Below are 22,084 nucleotides of genomic sequence, written 5' to 3' on the forward strand. Positions count from 1 at the left end.
AGCTTCCGTTCATCGTCTGAGCGCGATTTTCAGGGCGTCACAATAAAATTAATTCCTGAGGAGCCCAACATGAGAAAAATATTCTCGCTGATATGCGCATCGACGGTCGCCCTGACTGCCTTTGCCACAACTTCCGCGCCTGTGGTTGCAGCGCCGCTGAAGCCTATGAAAGTCGAAACTCAGTCCGACATTCAGCAAATCCAGAATCGTCGCGGCTATTATCGAAGCGGTGGACGCCACTATTACAATGGCCATCGCGGCTACAGGCAGTCGCGTCACGGCTGGCGTCAGCACAATGGCTGGTGGTTCCCGCCTGCGGCATTCGCGATGGGCGCAATTGTCGGCGGCGCGATCGCTCAGCCCGCCCCCGTCTACCGCCCCCGCCCGGTCTATCGTCAACCGGCAGCGTCGAACGCGCATATCCGCTGGTGCTATGACCGCTACCGCTCGTATCGCGCCTCGGACAATACGTTCCAGCCCTATAACGGTCCGCGGCAAATCTGCTACTCGCCGTACTGAACCTGAAAAAGGCGGCTTCAAAAGCCGCCTTTCTCTGTTGAATCCCGCGCTACGCCTTGTGTCCGCCGCGTGGCGGCAATATTTTCCCGCGCATGGCGTTTTATCTGAAAATCCTTGGCGCACTTGTCATTATGCTGGCCATTATCGCAGGCGGCATCTGGTATTGGGTGACCTCCAGCGGCCAAAAAGCCCTTCTGGACGTCGCCCGTCAGGCGCAGCTTTGCAAATCCGACGATTGCAGCGAAGGACTGGACGAGGCATCCAGCTTTCTGGCTCAGGAATTCGGGCTGACGCCGGGCCTCGTCAAATGGTGTATCGGCGTGGATAGCATCGCAGGCGACACGGCCACACGCCCGAATCACAACGGCAACTGGTTTATCGAAACGCTTTATCAGCCCTGCGGCGAACCCATCGTCGAATAGCTACCACCGATGCGAATAGGCAGCGCGAAGCGTCTGCGTGCCATTATCCGAAGCCAGATCGTTGAGATTGGCGCGCAGTTTCAAATTTCCGCTGATACGCTGTTCCAGCCCGACATTTGTGTGCCAATGACTGTCGGTACCCGTACGTGAACCGCGCGCCACAACCGACGTTCCGGTGGTTTTCGAAGAAATACGCACGGATTTGCTGGTGCGGCTGTTCAGCTTATCAGTGCCGCAGCAATCGAAATCCACACTGTAATTGTCCTGAATCTCGGCGGCCCATTCAGGTGTGATGTCCCATTTGCCCGTATTGCTGAACGACAGGGAGCGGCGTCCGCTGGCCGGATTCATACGCATATTGACGACGGCGCCGGTGGAAACGGCCTTTCGTTTGGCCGCCGGCAATTTAACCGAACCCCAGAAATTGACCCGCGATCCCGGCGCGACCCCGCCATTGCGGGAGTCTTCGCCGACGAATCCGACATCCGTGCCGGCACTTGTTTCAAGGCGGGTCGGCAATCTCGAACCCATGCGCATTTGATACGCACTGTCGGATACGCGCGAAGGCGACCAGATCACACCGCGCTGGTCGGAGGCATTCGCTACCGGAAAAAATGCAAGCGCGAACAAGGTGGTAAGGACGATAGTCTTTGTTTTTAGCATGGCGAAAAATCCGCGGACTTGCTGTGGCAAATCTCGTGCAACCAAGGCACGATCACTCGGAACATTCGCCGGACTAACACGCGGTTTTTGCATTGCACAAATGTTTATCGACCCAACACGGTCAATTGATCACCGATTGTTGCATGATCGACACGATGCGTGATCGGCACGTTTCCGGAGAACAAATGCACCTTTCGAAGAAAACATTCCGATATGGACTAGACAGGCCCGAAAGCTGTGGCTATATCCCGCGCCAAGTTGGTTTTTCCGGCTTGTGTGGGTGCGTAGCTCAGTTGGTAGAGCAGCTGACTCTTAATCAGCGGGTCACAGGTTCGATCCCTGTCGCACCCACCATTTCTTCAAAACATTGATATTTTTGATGGACCTCAGAACCATATCTGAGGTCGCGGCCAGAGTTCAGTAGAACCAAGCCGGTTTAAAGAAACAACTGCGGCCATTTGTTTGCAAATATTGGATTTGATTATTTTTCAAATTGCTAAACAGATGCTACAGCGACTTAAACCTGCCTAGTTTGTCAGGTATCGTTGAGTTCTTCTGCCACCTCCTATGCCGCTTTGTGACACAGTCGTAAGCCGCAGACTGGACAGTCATGACAAATGCTGACGCCTTGGGCGCCACTTCGAAAAAAGTCCGGTCGTGGAATGCGGCACTGGCGAAATATCGTCAGCCAAGCACGGCCCGCAGCACATTTGAGATTCTGATCACGGTAATTCCGTTTGTGATTTTATGGGCAACCGCTTCGATAGCTGTCGTATATGGCTATTGGTGGGGCCTGCTTCTGACTATCCCTGCTGCCGGTTTTCTCGTCCGGATGTTCATTCTCCAGCATGATTGCGGCCACGGCTCCCTTTTCACGCGACGCGATGTCAACGACTGGACCGGCCGAACCCTCGGCATTCTGACCTTCACCCCTTACGATTACTGGCGCCGCTCCCATGCCGTGCATCATGCGACGGCGGGCAATCTCGATCAGCGCGGAATTGGCGATATCGATACATTGACCGTCAAGGAATATCAGGCGTTGCCGTGGTCAGGACGCGCCCGCTATTGGCTCTATCGTCATCCGATGGTGATGTTCGGCCTTGGACCGGCGTGGTTGTTCGTCTGTCAGTACAGATTACCTATCGGAATGATGCGTGACGGTGCCCAGCCATGGGTATCGACCCTGATGACCAATCTGTGCATCGCACTGCTGGCGGCCGGCCTGATCTGGCTGATCGGCCTTGGCCCCTTCCTCGCGATACAGATGCCCATTATTTTGATGGCGGCAACGGCGGGTGTGTGGCTGTTCTACATTCAGCACCAGTTCGAGGAAACGCATTGGTCGGACGGCAAGGACTGGAACCATCAAAATGCAGCTCTTCACGGAAGCTCGCATTACGATCTTCACCCGGTGCTGCGCTGGTTTTCGGGCAATATCGGCATTCACCACGTCCACCACCTGTCGAGCAAAGTACCGTTCTACAGGCTTCCGCAAGTGCTGCGCGACCTTCCCGAACTTCACGACATCGGCCGGATCACCTTTTTCGAAAGCCTGGGAACCGTCAAACTTGTCCTGTGGGACGAGAACAAGCGCCGCCTCGTCTCGTTTCGCGAAGCGCGCGCCACACAGGCTGCCGGATAATCTGAGGGCTCGATCCTGCGCATATTCGGTTACATCGTCGCCAGCGTCGGCCTGCTTCTTTGCATCGTGACATTCGGCTTTTGGGTCTGGCTCAACGCATTCGCCTGCGGCATGAGCCCGAATGGCTGCAACAGCTTCCGGCTTCGCTGGGAAGACACCGAAGCCCTCTCCTACTTCATCCCGCCATTCGTTTTCGGATGCGTGCTTGCCGCGACCGGCGCGGCGCTCGTGTTCGCCAATCGTAAGAGGTGAGTGAATTGCAGGCGGATAAGACTGCGTGCCTCATCTGAACGGAACGATTGCCCAGCGTTTGTCGGTCAGCAGATTGAAAGCCGTTCTTCTGATAAAACTAAAAAGCTGAATAAACGGCCGTTTTATCTCGCGCCACGCTTTTGCCAGCCCTTTTGGCTTCGTGGTCCGCTCATGGTGCAGATCGCTGCCTAAGCCGATGAAGGAGCTTGCCTGCTTGTCGAGCACGAAATCCTGAATGCAGACGGCTGGGGAAAGCTGGAATATTTCGAGTGACCTAACCCAAGGCAATTCGAAATTAAACATGAAATGATCGACCGGGTTGTCGAATAACTCACTTGTCTCCAGTAGCTTTTTTGCGCCTTTTCGCGTCAGAATATAGGCTCCGCCGCCGGTGTGACTGCCGCGCAACCGATGGATTTTACGGTCGCCCACAAGCCCCGCGGGTGATTTGTCTATTTTGACTGGACGATTCATCGTTTCAATTTTGACAATGTCCGCGTCAGCGGGAATCCAGTCGCCTTCACTCAAAACACTGGCTGCCCCATCCCCCATATGCAGATCGTCTTCGAAAATTGCCGCATAGGGCAGCTTCTCATCAACAATGCGCCGCCAACACTCCCTATGGCTCAGAAAGCAAGCGGTCTCGCCGGGACGCGCTTTGGCATTGTCCCGCAACCGTATGAGATCATCGACGGACAATGTCGCACCATCAACGGCGCTGACGCGATCAAGCTGTAGCCCAAGATTGCCAAAAATTGCCGACATGCGTTTAAATCGCTCTGGCTGACGATCCAGATTGATGACGAACAGTCTCATTCTTCCTCCGATACGCACGGACCGCGTTCGAATCACGCTTTTTTTCGACTGTATCTGTCTTTTTTCGCGTATTTCGGCTTCGATTCTTCGCCAGCAGGCCAGATTTTTATGTTTCGCTCTCCCGCCCGGCGCGCCACCCATTCACGTTCGGGGTCCCAGGTATGGTTATGCCAACCTTGCCAGCCGAAACCTGCGATTTCGACATCCCATTCATCTGCCGGAAAATGCTCCAGGGCGTATCGAATCCCGAAATATCCGGTGCTGGGAAATGTCCGCTCGTCCAACAAGGTGGAAAGGTTTAAACCCAGTTCTTCACAACCGGCCGCGTAATAGGCCGGAGGCAGAATGGCTACCATTTTTCCTGCATCGCCATACATCTTGATGGCCGCCCAGGTCCACTCGGCGCGCCTTCCCTTGATCCGCGCCCATAGGCTCGGCTTCAGGGCGTATTTCTGAACGGCTGTCGGATGCGAGACGAGAATAATGAGTTCAGCAGCCTGGACGATTGGCGATCCCGGATAATCGGGATTCTTGATCCGTCTTTCCATGGGCTTTCCGGTATTGCATACGAAAAGCCAACCCGTTTTCGTACCGCTCATACCGATTGACGCTTTTGGCTCATTGAACCGGATCACATGATCGGAAGCATCGACACGCTCCGACATATCGGAGAGCAGCGGACCATTACCGACAATAAAAAGTCTCTTCTTCGCCAATGAAATCAGCCACTTATGTCAAAAAAAGATCAGCCAGATTCACGGAAACGCCTCCAGCCTGAAAGGTTCTTCTGACGCTTAGACAGGTTTAAACTCACGGTATCAAGGCGGCAAAAGAAAATCAAAGCGTGTTCGACAATCTGATTGAAGCAAAACAAACAGGCGCTACTTATCGGAAGCAAGGATCATATCCTTGCCGGCGGTCGGCGCGATTTGGGCAATGTCAGCAATGACCGCGCCGACTGTGTGATAAGGACGTAAGCGCTTCGCGCTAATCCGCTTTTGCGACATGCCAAACGCCACCCACGCCATCGCCGGTCACGTCTCCGGCTTTCTTGTCGTTTACGTAGGTGTAGAGAGGCTTCTTGTCGTAAGCCCACATTTTGGAACCGTCCTTGCGCTCCACGACGCTCCACTCGCCCATAGGTTTCGCCGCGGCATCGGCCTTCAGGACCGGCCACATCATGGCACATTTGTCGTAGCAGTTGGATTTGTCCGCGCTATCCTTATCGAAGGTGTAGAGCGTCATGCCCTTGGCGTCGGTATAGACATTTCCGTTGGGGGTTTTTGCGACCAAGGCAGGCTCGGCAGCGATGCCCGGCCCCGTAACCATCAAAAGAGCCGCGATTCCGAATACAATGCGTTTCATGGCAATGATCCTTATTGAAGTCGCACCTCGCCAAAACCTCAACGCTGAAAAGGTTCTCGCAGTTCCAGACCCGAGGCTTAGCCCGCAATAATCTGTATCCAAGCTTGTTCGCCCGCCGTCTCGCGTTGTTGTTTCAAATGCTATAGAATTTTATCCTGCGCGAACGGGACTTATCCGCTTGCTGCACTAGATCAGTTGCTATTGATCCATTTGAGTGAGGAAAACACAGTGAAAATGCGTATCGTTACCCTCTCCATCGTCGCCGCACTCGCCCTTGGCGTAGCAGGCTGCGAAACCAGCGAACAGAACCAGCGCGCGGGAACCGGCGCATTGATCGGCGGCGGCGTTGGCGCCCTGGCAGGCCAGGCCATCGGTGGCAACACCGGTTCGACCCTCGTCGGCGCTGCAGGCGGCGCACTTCTTGGTGCCGCTGTCGGCACTGCAACGACGCCAAAGCGTCGCGGCGAAGAACTCTGCCGCTATCAGGCTCGCGACGGCCGCGTCTACACCGCGCCTTGCGACGAGCGCTATTACAACAACCGATACTAATCACCCGATTGTTCGAAAAAGGCCCGCTCAGCGGGCCTTTTTTGTTTCTCAAACCAGAAGTTCGCCCTGCGCGATCTTCACTGCATGGCCGCCGATGCGGGCGCTTTTGATTGCCTGCTGATCGATCTCGATCTCAAGACGCAGGCGCGAGGCGCGGCCCATCTCGATCCCCTGCTCTATCCAGATTTCCAGTTTGCCATCGACCGGCTCATCGAACTCGACCACCGCGCCCGAAAAGGCAGCCGCCGCCGAACCCGTTGCCGGATCCTCGTAAGACGGGCTGCCATGGACGAACATGCGCGAATGGAAAGCGCTGTCATGGTGAACCGTCTCCCGCGTGTAGATATAGGCCGAAGCGTAGGCGACATCGCTTTTCTGAGGCGCAATCTGCCCCCACGCATCGACATTCAGCTTCGCTCGCGCGGCAGCTTCCAGATTGGCGACCGGCACGGTCACGTAAGGCACACCGGCCGACCAGCAGGCGACCTTGTGATTCTCGAAGCCGATTTCGTGTGGTCCCAGGCCCAAAGCCGCCCCAACCATATCCGCACTTGTCGATAAAGCCTGCCGTTCGGGCAGTTGCGGCAGATCGAATTCGGCAAACCGCACTCCATCGACCACGGAAACCGCACAGCGCACCGGGCCGATATTCTCCTCAAGCACCAGAATCCGTGAACCCTCATCGCCATCTTCAGTTTCGCACAGCGCAATCGCCGTGCCGACAGTCGGGTGCCCGGCAAACGGCATTTCGTAGTGCGGCGTGAAAATCCGCACGCGCGCCTGATGAATTTCATTCTTCGGCTTCAGAACGAACGACGTCTCGGAAAGGTTGAACTCGCCGGCTATGCGCTGCATCGTTTCCGTGTCGAGACCATCCGCATCCATGACGACCGCAAGCGGATTTCCGGACAGACGCTCCCGTGTGAAAACGTCATAAATCGCGTAGCGAAGCGTGGTCATCGCGTGCTCTCTTTCTGCGGCGCGCCCCGAACATGAGCGAAATTTAATTTGAATTTCCGTGTGATAGGGCCGATTTGTCATTTCGTAGGGACTTTTGAAAACAATTGAAAGGGTCCGGATGGACCAGATCATCAAGCGACCGGCTGCCGAAAGCACGCAATCGGTGCAGGCAGCTCTTGGGCTGAATGAAAACGGCAAGAGCCCCAAGCCGCGCCGCCTATGGCGTTACGTTGCGCTTCTGGCAATGGCCGTGGCCGCACTTGGCGCGTTCTACTACTGGTCCTCCCAGCCCACCGCACGGATCGTCTATTCCACCTCGCCCGTCAAAACCGGCGACCTGACGATAGAGGTTTCCGCAACCGGCACGTTGCAGCCGCTGACGCAGGTCGATATTTCGAGCGAGCTTTCCGGTGTGGTGCGCACGGTCGAGGTCAACGAGAACCAGGAAATCGCCCAAGGCGAGGTTCTGGCAAGGCTCGACACGACGCGGCTGGCCGCACAGGTGGAACGCGCCGAAGCATCCGCTGCCGCAGCCGATGCGAAAGTCACCGAAGCCAAGACGACGTTGAAGGAAACCGAGCAGACGCGGGTGCGCGCCGAACAGCTTGCGGCACGCGGAATGACGACGCAGCAGGCGCTTGAAACGGCCGTCGCCACCCGCGACCGGGCCGACAGTGCCGTCAAAAGCGCGGAAGCCAATCTCGCAATCGCGGTTGCGGATTTGAAACTGCAGCAGGCAGACCTCGAAAAGAGCACGATTTACGCCCCTATCGACGGAGTTGTGCTGACGCGCTCGGTCGATCCCGGCCAGACGGTCGCATCCTCGTTACAGGCTCCCGTTCTCTTCGTAATCGCTGCCGATCTGAAAAAGATGGAACTGAAAGCGGCAATCGACGAAGCCGATATTGGCGGGGTAAAGCCCGGCCAGAATGCGCGCTTTACCGTCGATGCCTTTCCCGAACGCCAGTTCGACGCTGAAATCCGCGACATCGCCTATGCATCCGTCACCACCGATGGCGTCGTGACCTACGATGCGCGCCTCGATGTCGACAATGAAGAGCTTCTTCTACGTCCCGGCATGACTGCAACCGTCGCTGTCGTCACCAAGGAATCCAAGGACATCATGACCGTCCCGACCGCGGCCTTGCGCTACAGACCGCAGGTTACGGAAAGCAGGGGCGGATGGAGCCTGCAGAATTTGTTCATGCCGCCGCGCATGGGCCGGCCGAACCGCGGCCCGAACGCACGCTCTGCAACGGCATCGGACGGAACGCGCACGCTTTACGTGCTGAAAAACGGCGCGCCTGAGGCCGTGCAGGTCAAGATCGGCTCGACCGATGGCGAATTCACGGAAATCGTTTCCGGCCTGTCCGAAGGCGATCAGGTGATCACCGCATCAGCCCCGGCGCGGAACTGAGCGCCATGGCCGATAGCTCCCTGATTAAATTCGAGGACGTCTGGAAGACTTATGGCGAGGGCGAAGCGAGCGTCCACGCGCTGGCCGGTGTCGATCTTTCCATCGATCGCGGTGCTTTCGTTGCCATCATGGGACCGTCCGGTTCGGGAAAATCGACGGCCATGAACATCGTCGGCTGTCTCGATACGCCGACCGGCGGCACCTACAGCTTTCTGGGCGTCGATGCGGGCCGTCTAGATCGCAACAGGCGCGCGGTGCTGCGCAATCTCTATATCGGCTTCGTTTTTCAAGGCTACAATCTTCTGCCGCGCACCACCGCCGCCGAAAATGTCGAGCTTCCGCTGATCTATCGTGGCGTGCCAGTAGGCGAACGGCGCGAACTTGCCATGAATGCGCTCGAGCAAGTCGGCCTCAAGGGCCGCGAAAACCATACGCCCGCCGAACTCTCCGGCGGCCAGCAGCAGCGCGTCGCGATTGCCCGCGCCATCGTCACCCGCCCCACTCTGCTGGTCGCCGATGAGCCGACCGGCAATCTGGATACGGCCCGCAGCCATGAGATCATGGACTTGCTGACCGGCCTGAACGAGGATTTGGGCCTGACCATCGTCATGGTCACGCATGAGGCCGACATTGCCGCCTATGCGAACCGCACCATCGCCTTCCTCGACGGCAATGTCTCGTCCGATTCGATGATGCTGGAGGCGGTCTGATGCTTTTCGAAACATTCCGCCTCGCTCTGCGCTCGGTACGCCGCAACGTTCTGCGCTCGTTTCTGACGCTGCTCGGCATCGTCATCGGTGTTGCCGCCGTAATCGCCATGATTACCATCGGCAATGGAACGACCGAGAAGGTCAAAGCCGACATTTCGAAGCTCGGCAGCAATCTTCTGGTCGTTCGCGCAGGCCGCCCGCCTGTTCCCGGCTCACCGCCCGAACAGGGCACGCGCGATTTGGGCGAAAAGGATGTCGAAGCGCTTTCAAAGAACCTCACCGGCACACGCGCTGTTTCTGCAGCTTCGCAGAAACAGGTACGCGTGGTTTTCGGCACTGAAAGCCTGACATCCTCGATCACCGGCACGGATACGGCCTTCTTCGTCGCCCGCGACTGGAACATCATATCGGGGCGCCCGTTCAGCGAATCCGAAGTGCGCGGCGGCGCGGGCGTCTGCCTGATCGGCGAAACGGTGCGCCAGCAATTCTTCGGAAACGGCACGCCGGACGACGCCACCATCCGCGTCAACCGCATGAGCTGCAAGGTCATCGGGCTGCTGGAGCCGAAAGGCTATTCCGGCTTCGGGCAGGATCAGGACAATGTCGTCATGATGCCGCTTTCGGCCTTCCAGCGGCGTATTGCCGGAAATCGCAAGATCGACAACATCTATGTCGCTGCCGAAGATGGCGTTGCCACATCGGTCGTGCAGGAGCGCATCGAAAACATTCTGCGCGATAGCCGTCGTATCCCGCTCGATGGTGAGGATAATTTCTCGGTCCGCGACATGACGCAAATCGCCGATGCCATGACCAGCACCACGACCACGATGACCGGAATGCTGGGCGCAGTCGCTGGCGTCAGCCTGCTTGTAGGCGGCATCGGCATCATGAACATCATGCTTGTGTCGGTAACGGAGCGAACACGCGAAATCGGTATAAGACTGGCCATCGGCGCGCATGAGAAACACATTCTCATCCAGTTTCTGGTGGAGGCGACTGTTTTATCGCTGCTTGGCGGATTGATCGGAATAGCGCTTGGCCTGGCGCTTGCGGGCGCGGCATCGCTCTCTTTGTCGATACCGTTCAGCCCAAGCCTATCGATCATCATGCTGGCGGTCGGCTTTTCGGCCCTGATCGGCATGGTATTCGGGTTTTTCCCGGCACTGCGCGGCGCGCGGCTCGACCCTATTGACGCTTTGCGTCACGAATAACGCTTATTCCGCACCCGAAAAATGCCATTCCACGATGGCCTTCATATGCGGCATTAGCCCTTCCGGCAGATCTTCGGCATTGCGGATGATGGCCGCGCCGGAGATTTCCGGATTTTCGTCCGCTGCCACAAAGCAATCGATTCTAGCCGCGAGTTCGTCCGCTTTTTCGGGATAGTGATAGCGGCGGAAAACAACCGTGCCGCTGTCCGTCGAAAGCGCGTAATAGCGCTTGCCGCGCGGCACGTTTGAAAGGTCCAGCCCGGTTTCTTCGCCCACTTCGCGGATCATGTTCGCATCAACCTGAACGAGCCCATCGGCAAAATCGTCAGGTTCGAAAGACCCCGCAGCGAAATACACCCGCCCCGCATTGATCGTATGCGCGCCCATGCGGATCGCCACCAGCGCGTTGTCCTCAGCCACCAGAACCGCATGCGCAAAGGCATGTTCCGCGCTGGAAACGGAGCGGTTGCCGCGCCAGTAAAGGAACGTCGCAAAGCGCACCGCATGACAGCGCCCGACCAGACGGTTGTCGCGATACGCCAGTTCGGAAAGCAGAACGACGGTGCCGTCGAACACGGCTGGTTTCGCCGCCTTTTCAGCGAGCCAATTTTCCTCGATTGCCGGGAGATTGTCTCTCTCGAACGGATGTTGTTCCGGCACGAGCCGCACATCGACGCTGTCGACGGGCAAGATGACGTTGCGCGGAAGATCGAATGCCATACTTCTGAATACCTATTTTACGTCGAGCGTTACCGCGACCGGGCAGTGATCCGACGCCTTCGGCCTGTCCCAGCCGGCGCGTGGAAACCGCTCCACCTCCTGCCCCGGCGGGAAAATCGTCCGGTATGGCTGACCGCCGCGAATGATGTCGGGAACGGCATCCGCATTCTGCTGCGCGAAGGATGGCGAGGCCAATATGTAATCGAGCTGGCAAAGGTGGCGTTCCGCCGGACCTCTAGTGTGATAGAGCGTCCAGCGATCCATCTCATCGCGCCGCTCCACCAGATTGACCGCAAAACCGTCCGCCAGAAGCACATTCAGGCAGGACTGCTCCTCGGCCGCCGGTTCGAAACTGTAACCTGAATGCGAATCCCCGCCGATGATGATCCGCTCGCGATAATCGTTGAAATCGCCGCAGATCACCCAGCGTTTGTCGGCGGCATGCTCCGAGCCGAAACGATCCTCGATTATGCGCCGGACTGCTTTTGCCTCGGCCATACGTACCGGCATGGACGCATCGCGCCCATTCAAGCCGTTGCGTGGCGGCCCCATCGATTTCAGATGCACCGAATAGATTGTCAGCGGATTGCCGCCGATCTTCACATCGATTTCAAGACAATCGCGCCGGAAAATCCGCTCGGAAGGCAGTTCGTTGATTGCGGCAAGTTCGGGCGTATGCAGATCGAACATCTCATACGTCACATGCGCATGGCTGGTCATGCGGACGAACTCGATCGGCTCGCCCTCAGCGGTTTCGGTGCGCATCATGACGGCCACGTCTATGCCGCGCGAATCATTGCCCGAAGTCGTGTATTTCTGGCGATAGCCGAAGCCCACCATCTTGAAGAGATAGCCATATTCGAAGGCTTTCAGCGCTTCGATATTGTCGACTTCCTGCAGGCAGATGATGTCGGCGCGCGTTTCAGCGATGGCAAGTGCCGTCATCTGGCGCGTATCGTCGGCATAGGCGATTGCCCGCGCCTGCTCCAGCAGCTTGTATTCGGCTTCGTCCTTGATCTGGAACAGCGCCAATGTGCGGTCTTGATTGAGCTGGTTTCGAAAACCGGAATAATCGAACCTGTTCATCAGGTTTTCGACATTGAACGTGGCGAGGCGAAGCGACATGGCATCGACAATTGCCCGCAAGCGCGCCCGAACACAAGCCCCAAGCGTCGCGTGATTAACCAGGACATGAGGAACTTTTCCATTCATCGCGCATTCATTTGAACAAGCGCAATGTTCGGCATCGATCCGGCTATCGGGCGTTTGAAGCGGATCCCTGTCCGTGGAGATTAAAAATGAAAAACTACCTTTTTACAGCAGCAAAAGTTGGCGTACTGGCGCTAGGCGTGGCCATGAGCTTGGCTTCCCCGTCGGCTGCCGCCCCTATCAAACTGGTTCCATCTTCGCCGCAGACTGTAAATTCGAACTTCATTCAGGTCCGCAACGAATATGACAGCGGCTCTCAAACTCGCGGTGACAATGTCATTCGCCGTTCGGGACCGCGTAGCGAAGGCAGACGCAATTCCGAACGGCGCGTCGAGCAGCGCCGCGGTGGCGGCGACCGAAGTGACTGGCGCAGAAACGACAGGCGCGGCGATTGGCGACGCGGGGATGGCAGACGCAGTGATTGGCGAGGCGGCGGCGGACGTCGTGATGACTGGCGACGCCATGGAGGGCGTGACGACTGGCGCAGACATCATCGACGCGATGGATGGCGTCGCGACTATTACCGCGGTGGCGGCTCCGGCATCTATTTCGGCTTCGGCGCTCCGGCATATCGATATGAGCAGCCACGCTATTATGCACCGCCACGCAGGACCTATCGCACGAACCTTTCGCGTGCACATGTGGACTGGTGCCTGAACCGCTACCGCTCATACAGGCCATATGACAACACGTTCCAGCCTTATAACGGCCCGCGCCAGCAGTGCTGGTCGCCTTACACCTGATAAAAAGCTGACAAAAAAACGGCACCGCGAAAGCGGTGCCGTTTTTTATTGCCGGTACGTGGTCGAATAGCTTGAACGCCTTGCGGCATCCCTCGAGACGAGACGGCACCGCATTACGCGGTGCCGCTTCTTTAAGTGTGCGCCAGCACAAGACCGGACGGACCCCTGACATTCAGGAAATGAGCCAAACCCCTTTGGCACCGGCTGAAAACAGGGGCCCCCGCCCCTGTAGCTTTCAACCGGCTTCACTTCCTACGCGAACGCCACCCATGTTCCGCGATCGTGCACCAGCGCACCTCCACCTTCCCGCAAGCATCAATCATTTGCGTGATCGATAACTCCCTTGGAGGGCGACCGTCTCGTCGAAGCCAATCGGCCACGCCGAATTCATGAAATTCTCCCTACGCACGTAGCGTTGCGAATTCCATGCCAGTTCAAAATGTATCGAAATGAAACAAAAAGGGCCGACGGATTTCTCCATCGGCCCTTCCCATTGTCTCGCTACCGCGAGCTGTCCCCTTTAGGGACTAGTTCTTCGCCTTGTCGACGAGCTGGTTCTTGGCGATCCAAGGCATCATGCCGCGGAGCTTCGCACCGACTTCTTCGATCTGGTGGCTGTCGTTCATGCGGCGGATGCCCTTGAAGCGTGCTGCACCCGAACGGTATTCCTGCATCCAGTCGGAGGTGAACTTGCCGGACTGGATGTCCTTCAGGACGCGCTTCATCTCGGCCTTGGTTTCATCCGTGATGATGCGTGGGCCGGTGACGTATTCGCCCCATTCTGCTGTGTTCGAGATCGAGTAGTTCATGTTGGCGATGCCGCCTTCATAGATCAGATCGACGATCAGCTTCACTTCGTGCAGGCACTCGAAATAAGCCATTTCGGGAGCGTAGCCGCCCTCGACCAGCGTTTCGAAACCGGCGCGGATGAGTTCGACCAGACCGCCGCAAAGAACGACCTGCTCACCGAAAAGATCGGTTTCGCACTCTTCCTTGAAGTTGGTCTCGATGATGCCCGAACGACCGCCGCCGACGCCGCATGCATAGGAAAGGCCGAGGTCGAGCGCATTGCCCGAAGCGTCCTGATGAACGGCAACGAGGCAAGGAACGCCGCCGCCCTTCTGGTATTCGCCGCGAACCGTGTGACCAGGGCCTTTCGGAGCGACCATGAGAACGTCAACGGTCTTCTTCGGCTCGATGAGGCCGAAATGCACGTTGAGGCCGTGCGCGAATGCGATTGCCGCGCCGTCACGGATGTTCGGAGCGATTTCGTCACGGTAGATGTCGGCCTGCAATTCGTCAGGCGTCGCCATCATCATGAGGTCGGCCCACTTGGCGGCTTCCGACACGGTCATGACCTTAAGGCCGTCTGCCTCGACCTTCTTGGCCGTTGCCGAGCCGGGCTTCAGCGCGACGGCAAGTTCCTTGGCGCCCGAATCCTTGAGGTTCAGCGCATGTGCACGGCCCTGCGAGCCATAGCCGATGATGGCAACTTTCTTGCCCTTGATGAGATTGAGATCGGCATCACGATCGTAATAGACACGCATTGTGGGTTTCCTTCCCTTTGAGTTACGTGAAGTTTGATTGTTGATTGCGTCCTTTGAGGCTCGGCTGTCGCCTCGCGCCTCAGGATGAGGATGGTCTGGCGCTACACTCCCTCATCCTGAGGTGTGAAGCCCGAAGGGCGAGCATCGAAGGACGCACGATCCTTTTTGCCCGCGCCAAACAAGACGAGAAACTGCTGCGTGGCATGGGCGGCATCGCGCGCAAGCTCCGCATCAGTCAATTCCATGTCGTCGCCCAGAAGCAGTCTGATCTGCACATCGCGCCCGACGAGGCCGAAAAACGTGCGAAACGCTTCTTCGCTATCGTCGAAATTGAGCAAACCAGCGTCGCGACCCGCTTCCAGCAACGGCTTGAGACGGTTTCCGATGGCAAAACGGCCATTGGCAAGCACGATCTTTCCGAGATTGCTCTTGCCGGAACCGGCATGGCTCACGGCCACCCTGTTGAGCGCGATGGATGTGCGGCTCGAAATGACCCGCAGCCAGTTTTCGCCAAAACTTTCGAGGCTGACCCGCAAAGCCGCAATATCGAGATGCTGGCGGTCGTAATTGCCTGCGCGAACGCGCGATGCCTGCCATTGAACCGTCGCGGTCAAAAGTCCGTCGCGCCCGCCGAACCATTTATAGAGCGTTTCCTTGGAACAGCTCGCGCGCCGCGCCACCGCAGTCATGGTCAGCGCATCGCCGCCTTCGACCAGAAGATCGAGAACAGCGTCCAGAACCTCACCCTGCCGGGCGGTCGGCGCGTCTTCGCTTCCAATTTCGGTTGCTTCCTGCACAGGCTCGATCCAGTTGCCGTACCGTACGTTACGGTTCGGGCTATATGCCGGAGAGCGATGTCAATTGCAAGCTTGAGTTTGCGCCAGATCCGCAGATTTCAGGGTCCAGTCGCGCTCGCGAAGCCCTATCGCCTTGAACGGATCGATGATCGTACCGGCAACCATCGACGCCAGAAACTGGGGTGCGGGCGGTATCGTCGCAAGCGTCGAGACAAGCCTGTCCCGGATAAAAGGAAGCGCCACGGAATCGGACTGATAGAATGGCGTAAAGGCATAGGAAAGCGCCTGAAACACCCGCATGTGCCAACGCCGCGCAGAAGCATAAAGCCCAAGCGCTTCCTCGATGCTTGCGCCTTTCTCAAGCGCATGCACGAGGGCTGCGGCGTCCAGAAGCGCCATATTTGCCCCCTGCCCGAGCTGCGGGCTGGTCGAATGCGCAGCGTCCCCGATGATCGCGAGCTTGCGCCCGATCGGAAGCTTCAGCGTGTGGTGACCGTAGCGCGCCAGCGAAAGCTGGTCGAAACTGGTGATCTGGTCAGTAAAGTGCACACAATCCGGCCAGATCGAAAGCACCTGTTCCTTCCAGGCATCAAGGCCCCGCGCCTGAACAGCCTCGGCGTCCTTCGGCTTGAGGCTCCAGAAGAAGGCCGCCATCTTGTCGCCGTCTCTTGTTGCCCGGCCGATAGGCAGGACGCCGACCATGACGCTCGCCCTGCGGTAGCGCTGCAAAAGCGCCCGCTCGTCAAACAAGCCTTCCGGCCATTTCAGCGAGGCCCAAAAGGCACCGTAAGTCAGTCGCTTCTGTTCTACGGGAACATCGGAATATTGACGCAGTTTCGAGCGTGCGCCGGTCGAATCGATTGCAAGATCGAAGCTGCCAAGGCGCTTTTCATGTGCATCGAAAAGCACTGCATTCTGGCCGCTGGCGTCGATCGATGCGATCTCGGAACCGGTTTCAATCGGAATGCCTTCGCGAAGTGCTGCCGCATGAAGCGTATTGAAAAGTGCGGCGCGATGAACGGCAATGCCATGGCGCCCGCCGCGTTGCGCCGAATAGCGAACGTCGAGTACGGGCCTGCCTGAGCGCGCATCTGCGCCGTAGAGCCGGTCTATCCTGCTGCCAAGGGCGGAGATTTCATCGAAAAGGCCAAGTTCGCCAAGCACCGTCAGGCCGGTCGGCTGCAGGATCAAGCCCGACCCAACAGGCTCCGGCTGGCCGAAGCGTTCGAATATCGTGACGCGATGACCGGCGCGTTTCAGAAAAAGCGCTGCCGCCAGTCCTGCAGGGCCAGCGCCCGCAATCGCAATATCCAGTGTCTTCATGTCCGCCCTCGTGCGGGCGGACATTCTTCGAAACGCGAGGCGTTTGCAATGCGCTCCCGTGTCTCACGCAATCGGATCAGATCGCGACCTGCGTGCCGATTTCCACCACGCGCCCGGTTGGTATCTGGAAGTAGCCGGTGGCGTCGGCTGCCGTCCTTGCCAGCCCGATGAACAAGCGGTCCTGCCATCTCGGCATGCCGGAATTCGGTGAAGGTTTCAGAGAACGGCGCGACAGGAAGAACGACGTCGTCATAATGTCGAACTTCCAGCCGAGTTTTCGGCATATGGCCAATGCGCTCGGCACGTTTGGCCGCTCCATATAGCCGAATTTCAGCGTAACCCGCATGAAGCGATCGTTGATCTTTTCGATTTTGACGCGCTCTTTTTCCGGCACCATTGGCTGCTGCGCCGTCACCACGGACAGGATCACATTCTGCTCATGCAGCACCTTGTAGTGCTTCAGACTGTGCATCAGTGCAGTTGGCGCGCTTTGCGGATCGCTCGTCAGGAAAACAGCCGTGCCTTTGACGATATGCGGCGGCTTTTCGTCGAGATTCTTGGCCAGAAAATCGAGTGGAATCTCATTTTTACGTGTCTTGTCGAAAAGCAGACCGGTGCCGCGCACCCATGTCGCCATTATCACGACGATTACGCCGCCAACCATCAGTGAGGCCCAGCCGCCATCCAGCACCTTGACGATGTTGGAGAAGAAAAAGCCGATATCGATAAAGGCGAACAATGCCGTCAGCGCGATTGCCGGGGCAAGACGCCATTTCCAGATGCGGCGCATGACCACGTAAAGCAGGATCGTCGTCATCAGCATATTGCCGGTGACGGAAATGCCGTAGGCAGATGCAAGTGCGGTGGATTCCTCGAAGCCGACCACAAGCAGCATAACGGCGATTGCCAGCAGCAAATTCACGCGCGGCATGTAGATCTGCCCGGATTGCGTCTCCGAAGTATGCCGGATGTCCAGGCGCGGCAGCATGTTCATCTGCACCGCCTGACGCGTGAGAGAATAGGCGCCGGAGATAACGGCCTGGCTGGCAATAACCGTTGCGGCGGTCGCAAGAACCACCATGGGAATCAGCATCCAGCCTTCATTCATTTCAAAGAATGGATGGCCGACAACACCGCCATGACTGAGCACGAAGGCACCCTGCCCGACATAATTCAAAAGCAGGCACGGAAAGACGATCGACAACCATGCCAGAACGATCGGCTTGCGCCCGAAATGGCCAAGATCGGCATAAAGCGCCTCGGCACCCGTAACAGCGAGGAAGATTGCGCCAATGGTGATGAAGGCGACTTCCGGCGAATTCATCAGGAAATAGATGATGTAGACCGGATTTACCGCCAGCAAGATTTCGGGATCATCGACAATATGCATGACCCCGGATGCGCCGATGGCCAGAAACCAAAGGGCGGTAACCGGACCGAAAACCGTCGCAACTTTGCTGGTGCCATAGCGCTGAACCGCAAAAACGATTGCCAGAATAACCAGCGTCAGCGGCACGACATAAGGCTCAAAGGCCGGTGTCACCACTTTCATACCCTCGACAGCCGAGAGGACCGAGATCGCAGGCGTAATTACCGCATCGCCGTAGAAAAGCGCTGCACCCAGAATACCGATGCCGAGAATGAACAGCGAAGGTTTCTTCAAGCTGCTTTGCGCAAGCGCCATCAGCGACAGTGTTCCGCCCTCGCCGCGATTGTCCGCACGCAGCACGAACAAGATGTATTTCACGGTCACGATGATCGCCAGCGCCCAGATGATGAGCGAAAGAACGCCCAGAATATCCTCGCGCTGCGCAACATTGCCGCCCGACGACGCAATCAAGGCTTCGCGAAACGCATAGATCGGGCTCGTGCCGATATCGCCATAAACGACACCGAGCGCGCCCAGCATAAGCATTTTCGTATCTTGGGAAGGATGGTCAGCCGCTTCGGACGGCTGTTCGATAGTTCCCGCCTCACCGCCAATATTGGCAAGCGTCATAGGCAAACACTCCGGTAAACGGGCGCTGCTCTACGCTTGCCGCACCGCAACAACAAATGCTGCTTTGTGCAGGCTGGAGCCTCAGTCATGCGCTGGCGACATCCCTCGCCAGGCTTGACCGAGTTACCAGCCGCAAGCTTTCAAAAAACGCCTCGTCGTTTCTGTCATACCGTATTCTAGTGCATCGGCCGTCAAACCATGACCGATGGATACTTCCGAAAGATTGGGAATGCGCCGAGCCAGAGCCGGCAGATTGGCGACCGTCAAATCGTGTCCGGCATTGACGGCAAGCCCATGCCGATGCGCTTCGTCTGCCGTTTCTCCAAGCTTTTCCAACTCCTTGGCGGCTTTTTCTGAATCCGAATGGAAGCTTCCGTAAGGCCCTGTGTAAAGCTCGATACGATCCGCGCCGATTTCGAAAGCGGTGCCGACCGATGATGGGTCCGGGTCGGCGAAAAGCGAAACACGCATTCCGCCCTTTTTCAGCCTTTTGACGATCGGCGTCAGGAATTCCGCGTTTTGCTTAAAATTCCAGCCATGATCCGATGTCGCCTGCGAAGGATCGTCCGGCACAAGCGTCACCTGCTCCGGCTGCGTCTTTTCCACAAGCTCGAGGAAATCTTCCGTCGGATAACCTTCGATATTGAATTCGGCGCGCGGAAATTCATCGTCGATCAGCGCGCGAATGCCGGGCAGATCCGAAAACCGTATATGCCGCTCATCGGGCCGCGGATGAACGGTCAGCCCGTGAGCGCCTGCCTGCAGCGCGATGCGCCCGATCTTCAAAACATCCGGCCACGGCAGGTCGCGCCGGTTGCGCAGCATGGCGATGGCGTTGAGGTTTACGGAAAGGCTTGCGGGCATGACTGACCTTGAGATGCAATTTCAACCAGTGGTTATAAAGGCTTTGTTCGGAACGGACAGCCAATTTGTGTGTTCATCAACGTTAGGACATCAAGCAAAAATTACGATGCTCACAAAAATTAGAGTAGCCGAAAGGAAAGAAGAATGCACCCACTGGACCCCGTTCCCGCCGTCCGACGCATCGAAACGGACCGCCCCGATGCATTCGCATTCGAGATCGCCGGTCATGTGACTTCAGCCGATGTCGAAAACCTTTATGGCCTTCTCGAAGCCGCCTATGCCCTCCACGACCGCATCGACCTTCTTGTCCGCATCGTCGATTATGACGGCATCGACTGGAGCGAAGTTTCAGACGAAACGGTCGAAATCGGCAAAGAACATGCAATCGCGCATGTCAGACGCTGCGCCGCCATCGGCTCGCCCGATTGGACGACGAGGCTCGGTGGTTTCTTCGCGCCGGCAATTCCTATCGAGTTGAAGCATTTTGAAAATGAGGCGGATGCTTGGGATTGGATCGAGGCGAAGCCGGTCGAGGATGCTTGATTGAGCTAGGTGCGTCCTACCTGACAATCGTCAGCCTCTCAGCCGCCCTTGTAATCGCAGTGTAAAGCCAGCGCTGGCGCGTGTCTTTGAAGGCATAGCTCTCATCGAACAGCACGATGTTGTTCCACTGCGAGCCCTGCGCTTTGTGAACCGTCAGCGCATAGCCATAATCGAAATCGTCAAAGCGCTTCTTCTGCTGCCAGGAAATTTCCGTTTCCGGCGCCTCGAATGCGGCTTTCAGCAACTTGATCTTGGCAACGCCGCGATCGGGATCGTCTTCTTCCGGCGAAACCAGCAGGTTGATGCCCGGTTTCACCGTCTCGCGCGACGACGTCATGACTTTCCAGAGAGAACCGTTGAGCAATCCCTTGGCCGGATCGTTCCGAAGGCAGACGAGCTTGTCGCCCGCTTGCGGATAGGACGCCGTAAAACCCTTCAACTCGCGAAGCCGGGCGTTGTAGCGCCGCCTCGTACGATTGGTCCCCACCAGCACCTGGTCCGCATCGAGAACCAGATCCTGCGTGACCTCGCCCTTGCTGATCACGCTGGCAGCACCGTAATCGCCCTCGCCGAACTCGCGCCCCTCCCGCACATCCAGCGCCAGCCGGATAATCGGATTGTCGCGGGCCTGACGGTGGATTTCGGTCAGCAGAAAATCAGGGTCGTATTCGGTGAAAAACCCGCCGCCCGAAATCGGCGGAAGCTGGCCCGGATCGCCAAGAACGAGGATCGGAGTGCCGAACGACATCAAATCGCGCCCCAATTGCTCGTCCACCATCGAGCATTCGTCGATGATGACGAGCTTCGCCTTGGAAATCGGGCTTTGCCGGTTGAGCGAAAAGGTCGGCGACATGGATGTCTTGCCGGTGCTTTCATCCTCGACCGCCTCCTCGCCGCGCGGGCGATAGATCAGCGAATGGATCGTGCGGGCATTCGTTGCCCCCTTGGAGCGCAGCACCTGTGCTGCCTTGCCGGTAAAAGCCGCGAATTGCACCGAGCCATCGACATGCTCGGCAAAATAGCGCGCGAGCGTGGTCTTGCCCGTACCGGCATAGCCGAACAGGCGAAATACCTGCGGCTTTCCGTCTTTGAGCCATCGTGCGACGGCCTGCAGCGCGTCATCCTGTTGGGGAGAGAGTTCCATCGCCCTGAAAGACAGGATTCGCACCGCGCGGGCAAGCCTCTACTTCAGCATCGGCCAAAGCGTAGCGGCCAGCAGCACGCCCATAGCGATGTTGAACCATTTAAGCCGTACCGGATCGGCCAGAAATCCGCGCAGAGCCATACCGAAACCGGCCCAGCTTGAAACGCTCGGCAGGTTCACCCCCGCAAAGACCAGCGAAATGAGCGCTACGGAAAGAACCGGCGCCTGCGGGTTCGTGTAGAGGGCCATCGCCGTCAATGCGATGACCCACGCCTTGGGATTGACCCATTGAAAGGCAGCGGCCTGCAGGAATGTCATCGGCTGCGCATTGTTATCACCGCTCTTGCCCATCGAGCGAGACATGGCGATTTTCCATGCGAGGCAAAGCAGGTAGGCCCCGCCGGCGATCTTCAGCGCGAGATGAAGTGCGGGAAAGGCGGTCAGCAGCGCGCCGAGGCCAAACCCGATCGCCAGAAGCAGGATGAGAAAGCCAACGCCGATGCCCAGCATATGCGGCACCGTGCGCCAGAATCCGAAATTGACCCCGGAAGCCAACAGCATGAAATTGTTGGGCCCAGGCGTAATTGATGTCACGAACGCATAGGCGATCAGTGCAAACAGGGTCTCGGAAGACATTGGAACGAACCTTATGGAACGACGCAAAAA

24 protein-coding genes and 1 tRNA gene are annotated in these 22,084 nt (G+C 57.6%); 11 read left to right on the forward strand and 14 right to left on the reverse strand.

Annotated features, from left to right (window positions below; all coding sequences use genetic code 11):
- Window positions 1-69 precede the first annotated feature (69 nt).
- On the forward strand, window positions 70-519 hold the full coding sequence (locus ABFT80_RS11440) for a BA14K family protein (RefSeq protein WP_347972035.1): 450 nt from the start codon (window positions 70-72) through the stop codon (window positions 517-519).
- Between the two features lie 92 nt (window positions 520-611).
- The gene (locus ABFT80_RS11445) at window positions 612-941 is read left to right on the forward strand and encodes a hypothetical protein (RefSeq protein ID WP_347972036.1); all 330 of its coding nucleotides are present in this window, start codon (window positions 612-614) and stop codon (window positions 939-941) included.
- Here ABFT80_RS11445 and ABFT80_RS11450 read toward each other — a convergent pair whose 3' ends face one another.
- Complete coding sequence (locus ABFT80_RS11450; protein ID WP_347972037.1) at window positions 942-1,604, reverse strand: hypothetical protein; 663 nt, start codon at window positions 1,602-1,604, stop codon at window positions 942-944.
- A gap of 278 nt (window positions 1,605-1,882) precedes the next feature.
- Here ABFT80_RS11450 and ABFT80_RS11455 point away from each other — a divergent pair.
- From ABFT80_RS11455 to ABFT80_RS11465, 3 genes are all read left to right on the forward strand, one after another.
- A tRNA-Lys gene (locus tag ABFT80_RS11455) sits at window positions 1,883-1,958 on the forward strand.
- Window positions 1,959-2,214: 256 nt separating this feature from the next.
- Window positions 2,215-3,249, forward strand: a complete 1,035-nt coding sequence (locus tag ABFT80_RS11460; RefSeq protein ID WP_347972038.1) for a fatty acid desaturase — start codon at window positions 2,215-2,217, stop codon at window positions 3,247-3,249.
- A 66-nt stretch (window positions 3,250-3,315) separates the two neighbouring features.
- Window positions 3,316-3,501 (forward strand): hypothetical protein, encoded by a 186-nt coding sequence (locus ABFT80_RS11465; protein WP_347972039.1) that lies wholly within the window; start codon window positions 3,316-3,318, stop codon window positions 3,499-3,501.
- A gap of 30 nt (window positions 3,502-3,531) precedes the next feature.
- On the opposite strand, the gene ABFT80_RS11470 is transcribed toward ABFT80_RS11465, so the two are convergent.
- The 3 genes from ABFT80_RS11470 to ABFT80_RS11480 form a co-directional block, all read right to left on the reverse strand.
- The gene (locus ABFT80_RS11470; RefSeq protein WP_347972040.1) at window positions 3,532-4,317 is read right to left on the reverse strand and encodes a glycosyltransferase family 25 protein; all 786 of its coding nucleotides are present in this window, start codon (window positions 4,315-4,317) and stop codon (window positions 3,532-3,534) included.
- A 32-nt stretch (window positions 4,318-4,349) separates the two neighbouring features.
- Window positions 4,350-4,865, reverse strand: a complete 516-nt coding sequence (locus ABFT80_RS11475) for a hypothetical protein (RefSeq protein ID WP_347972041.1) — start codon at window positions 4,863-4,865, stop codon at window positions 4,350-4,352.
- A gap of 439 nt (window positions 4,866-5,304) precedes the next feature.
- A complete protein-coding gene (locus ABFT80_RS11480; RefSeq protein ID WP_347972042.1) occupies window positions 5,305-5,682 on the reverse strand; it encodes a COG4315 family predicted lipoprotein in 378 nt (125 codons plus the stop codon).
- Between the two features lie 234 nt (window positions 5,683-5,916).
- On the opposite strand from ABFT80_RS11480, the gene ABFT80_RS11485 reads away from it, so the two are divergent.
- Window positions 5,917-6,231, forward strand: coding sequence for a glycine zipper 2TM domain-containing protein (locus ABFT80_RS11485; protein WP_347972043.1), 315 nt, complete (start codon window positions 5,917-5,919; stop codon window positions 6,229-6,231).
- A 48-nt stretch (window positions 6,232-6,279) separates the two neighbouring features.
- Here the strand turns inward: ABFT80_RS11485 and ABFT80_RS11490 are convergent, their stop codons facing one another.
- Complete coding sequence (locus ABFT80_RS11490) at window positions 6,280-7,191, reverse strand: PhzF family phenazine biosynthesis protein (protein WP_347972044.1); 912 nt, start codon at window positions 7,189-7,191, stop codon at window positions 6,280-6,282.
- 118 nt (window positions 7,192-7,309) lie between these two features.
- Here ABFT80_RS11490 and ABFT80_RS11495 point away from each other — a divergent pair, with 118 nt between their 5' ends.
- The 3 genes from ABFT80_RS11495 to ABFT80_RS11505 are packed head-to-tail and all read left to right on the forward strand — an operon-like array spanning window position 7,310 to window position 10,529.
- The gene (locus tag ABFT80_RS11495; RefSeq protein WP_347972045.1) at window positions 7,310-8,608 is read left to right on the forward strand and encodes an efflux RND transporter periplasmic adaptor subunit; all 1,299 of its coding nucleotides are present in this window, start codon (window positions 7,310-7,312) and stop codon (window positions 8,606-8,608) included.
- A gap of 5 nt (window positions 8,609-8,613) precedes the next feature.
- Window positions 8,614-9,318 carry an ABC transporter ATP-binding protein gene (locus ABFT80_RS11500; protein WP_347972046.1) on the forward strand — a complete coding sequence of 235 codons (705 nt, stop codon included), beginning with the start codon at window positions 8,614-8,616 and terminating at the stop codon, window positions 9,316-9,318.
- Window positions 9,318-10,529, forward strand: coding sequence for an ABC transporter permease (locus tag ABFT80_RS11505; RefSeq protein ID WP_347972047.1), 1,212 nt, complete (start codon window positions 9,318-9,320; stop codon window positions 10,527-10,529). Before ABFT80_RS11500 ends, ABFT80_RS11505 begins: the two co-directional genes overlap by 1 nt.
- A gap of 3 nt (window positions 10,530-10,532) precedes the next feature.
- Here ABFT80_RS11505 and ABFT80_RS11510 read toward each other — a convergent pair whose 3' ends face one another.
- Window positions 10,533-11,249, reverse strand: a complete 717-nt coding sequence (locus ABFT80_RS11510) for a hypothetical protein (protein WP_347972048.1) — start codon at window positions 11,247-11,249, stop codon at window positions 10,533-10,535.
- A 12-nt stretch (window positions 11,250-11,261) separates the two neighbouring features.
- Window positions 11,262-12,374: an endonuclease/exonuclease/phosphatase family protein gene (locus tag ABFT80_RS11515; RefSeq protein ID WP_347972049.1), complete on the reverse strand. Its 1,113-nt coding sequence runs from the start codon at window positions 12,372-12,374 to the stop codon at window positions 11,262-11,264.
- A gap of 173 nt (window positions 12,375-12,547) precedes the next feature.
- Between ABFT80_RS11515 and ABFT80_RS11520 the strand changes: the two genes are divergently transcribed.
- Window positions 12,548-13,201, forward strand: a complete 654-nt coding sequence (locus ABFT80_RS11520) for a BA14K family protein (protein WP_347972050.1) — start codon at window positions 12,548-12,550, stop codon at window positions 13,199-13,201.
- A gap of 527 nt (window positions 13,202-13,728) precedes the next feature.
- On the opposite strand, the gene ilvC is transcribed toward ABFT80_RS11520, so the two are convergent.
- From ilvC to ABFT80_RS11545, 5 genes are all read right to left on the reverse strand, one after another.
- Window positions 13,729-14,748 (reverse strand): ketol-acid reductoisomerase, encoded by a 1,020-nt coding sequence (ilvC, locus tag ABFT80_RS11525; RefSeq protein ID WP_347972051.1) that lies wholly within the window; start codon window positions 14,746-14,748, stop codon window positions 13,729-13,731.
- A gap of 101 nt (window positions 14,749-14,849) precedes the next feature.
- Complete coding sequence (locus tag ABFT80_RS11530) at window positions 14,850-15,545, reverse strand: TetR/AcrR family transcriptional regulator (protein ID WP_347972052.1); 696 nt, start codon at window positions 15,543-15,545, stop codon at window positions 14,850-14,852.
- Between the two features lie 60 nt (window positions 15,546-15,605).
- Window positions 15,606-16,868, reverse strand: a complete 1,263-nt coding sequence (locus ABFT80_RS11535; protein ID WP_347972053.1) for an FAD-dependent oxidoreductase — start codon at window positions 16,866-16,868, stop codon at window positions 15,606-15,608.
- Window positions 16,869-16,944: 76 nt separating this feature from the next.
- Complete coding sequence (locus tag ABFT80_RS11540) at window positions 16,945-18,867, reverse strand: potassium transporter Kup (protein WP_347972054.1); 1,923 nt, start codon at window positions 18,865-18,867, stop codon at window positions 16,945-16,947.
- A gap of 123 nt (window positions 18,868-18,990) precedes the next feature.
- Complete coding sequence (locus ABFT80_RS11545; RefSeq protein WP_347972055.1) at window positions 18,991-19,731, reverse strand: pyridoxine 5'-phosphate synthase; 741 nt, start codon at window positions 19,729-19,731, stop codon at window positions 18,991-18,993.
- 144 nt (window positions 19,732-19,875) lie between these two features.
- On the opposite strand from ABFT80_RS11545, the gene ABFT80_RS11550 reads away from it, so the two are divergent.
- Window positions 19,876-20,274: a SpoIIAA family protein gene (locus tag ABFT80_RS11550; RefSeq protein ID WP_347972056.1), complete on the forward strand. Its 399-nt coding sequence runs from the start codon at window positions 19,876-19,878 to the stop codon at window positions 20,272-20,274.
- A 16-nt stretch (window positions 20,275-20,290) separates the two neighbouring features.
- Here the strand turns inward: ABFT80_RS11550 and ABFT80_RS11555 are convergent, their stop codons facing one another.
- A complete protein-coding gene (locus tag ABFT80_RS11555; protein ID WP_347972057.1) occupies window positions 20,291-21,418 on the reverse strand; it encodes an ATP-dependent DNA helicase in 1,128 nt (375 codons plus the stop codon).
- A gap of 39 nt (window positions 21,419-21,457) precedes the next feature.
- A complete protein-coding gene (locus ABFT80_RS11560) occupies window positions 21,458-22,054 on the reverse strand; it encodes a LysE family translocator (protein WP_347972058.1) in 597 nt (198 codons plus the stop codon).
- Window positions 22,055-22,084: the final 30 nt, after the last annotated feature.

The organism is Foliimonas ilicis (assembly GCF_039939195.1).
In the GTDB taxonomy this organism is placed as follows: domain Bacteria; phylum Pseudomonadota; class Alphaproteobacteria; order Rhizobiales; family Rhizobiaceae; genus Foliimonas; species Foliimonas ilicis.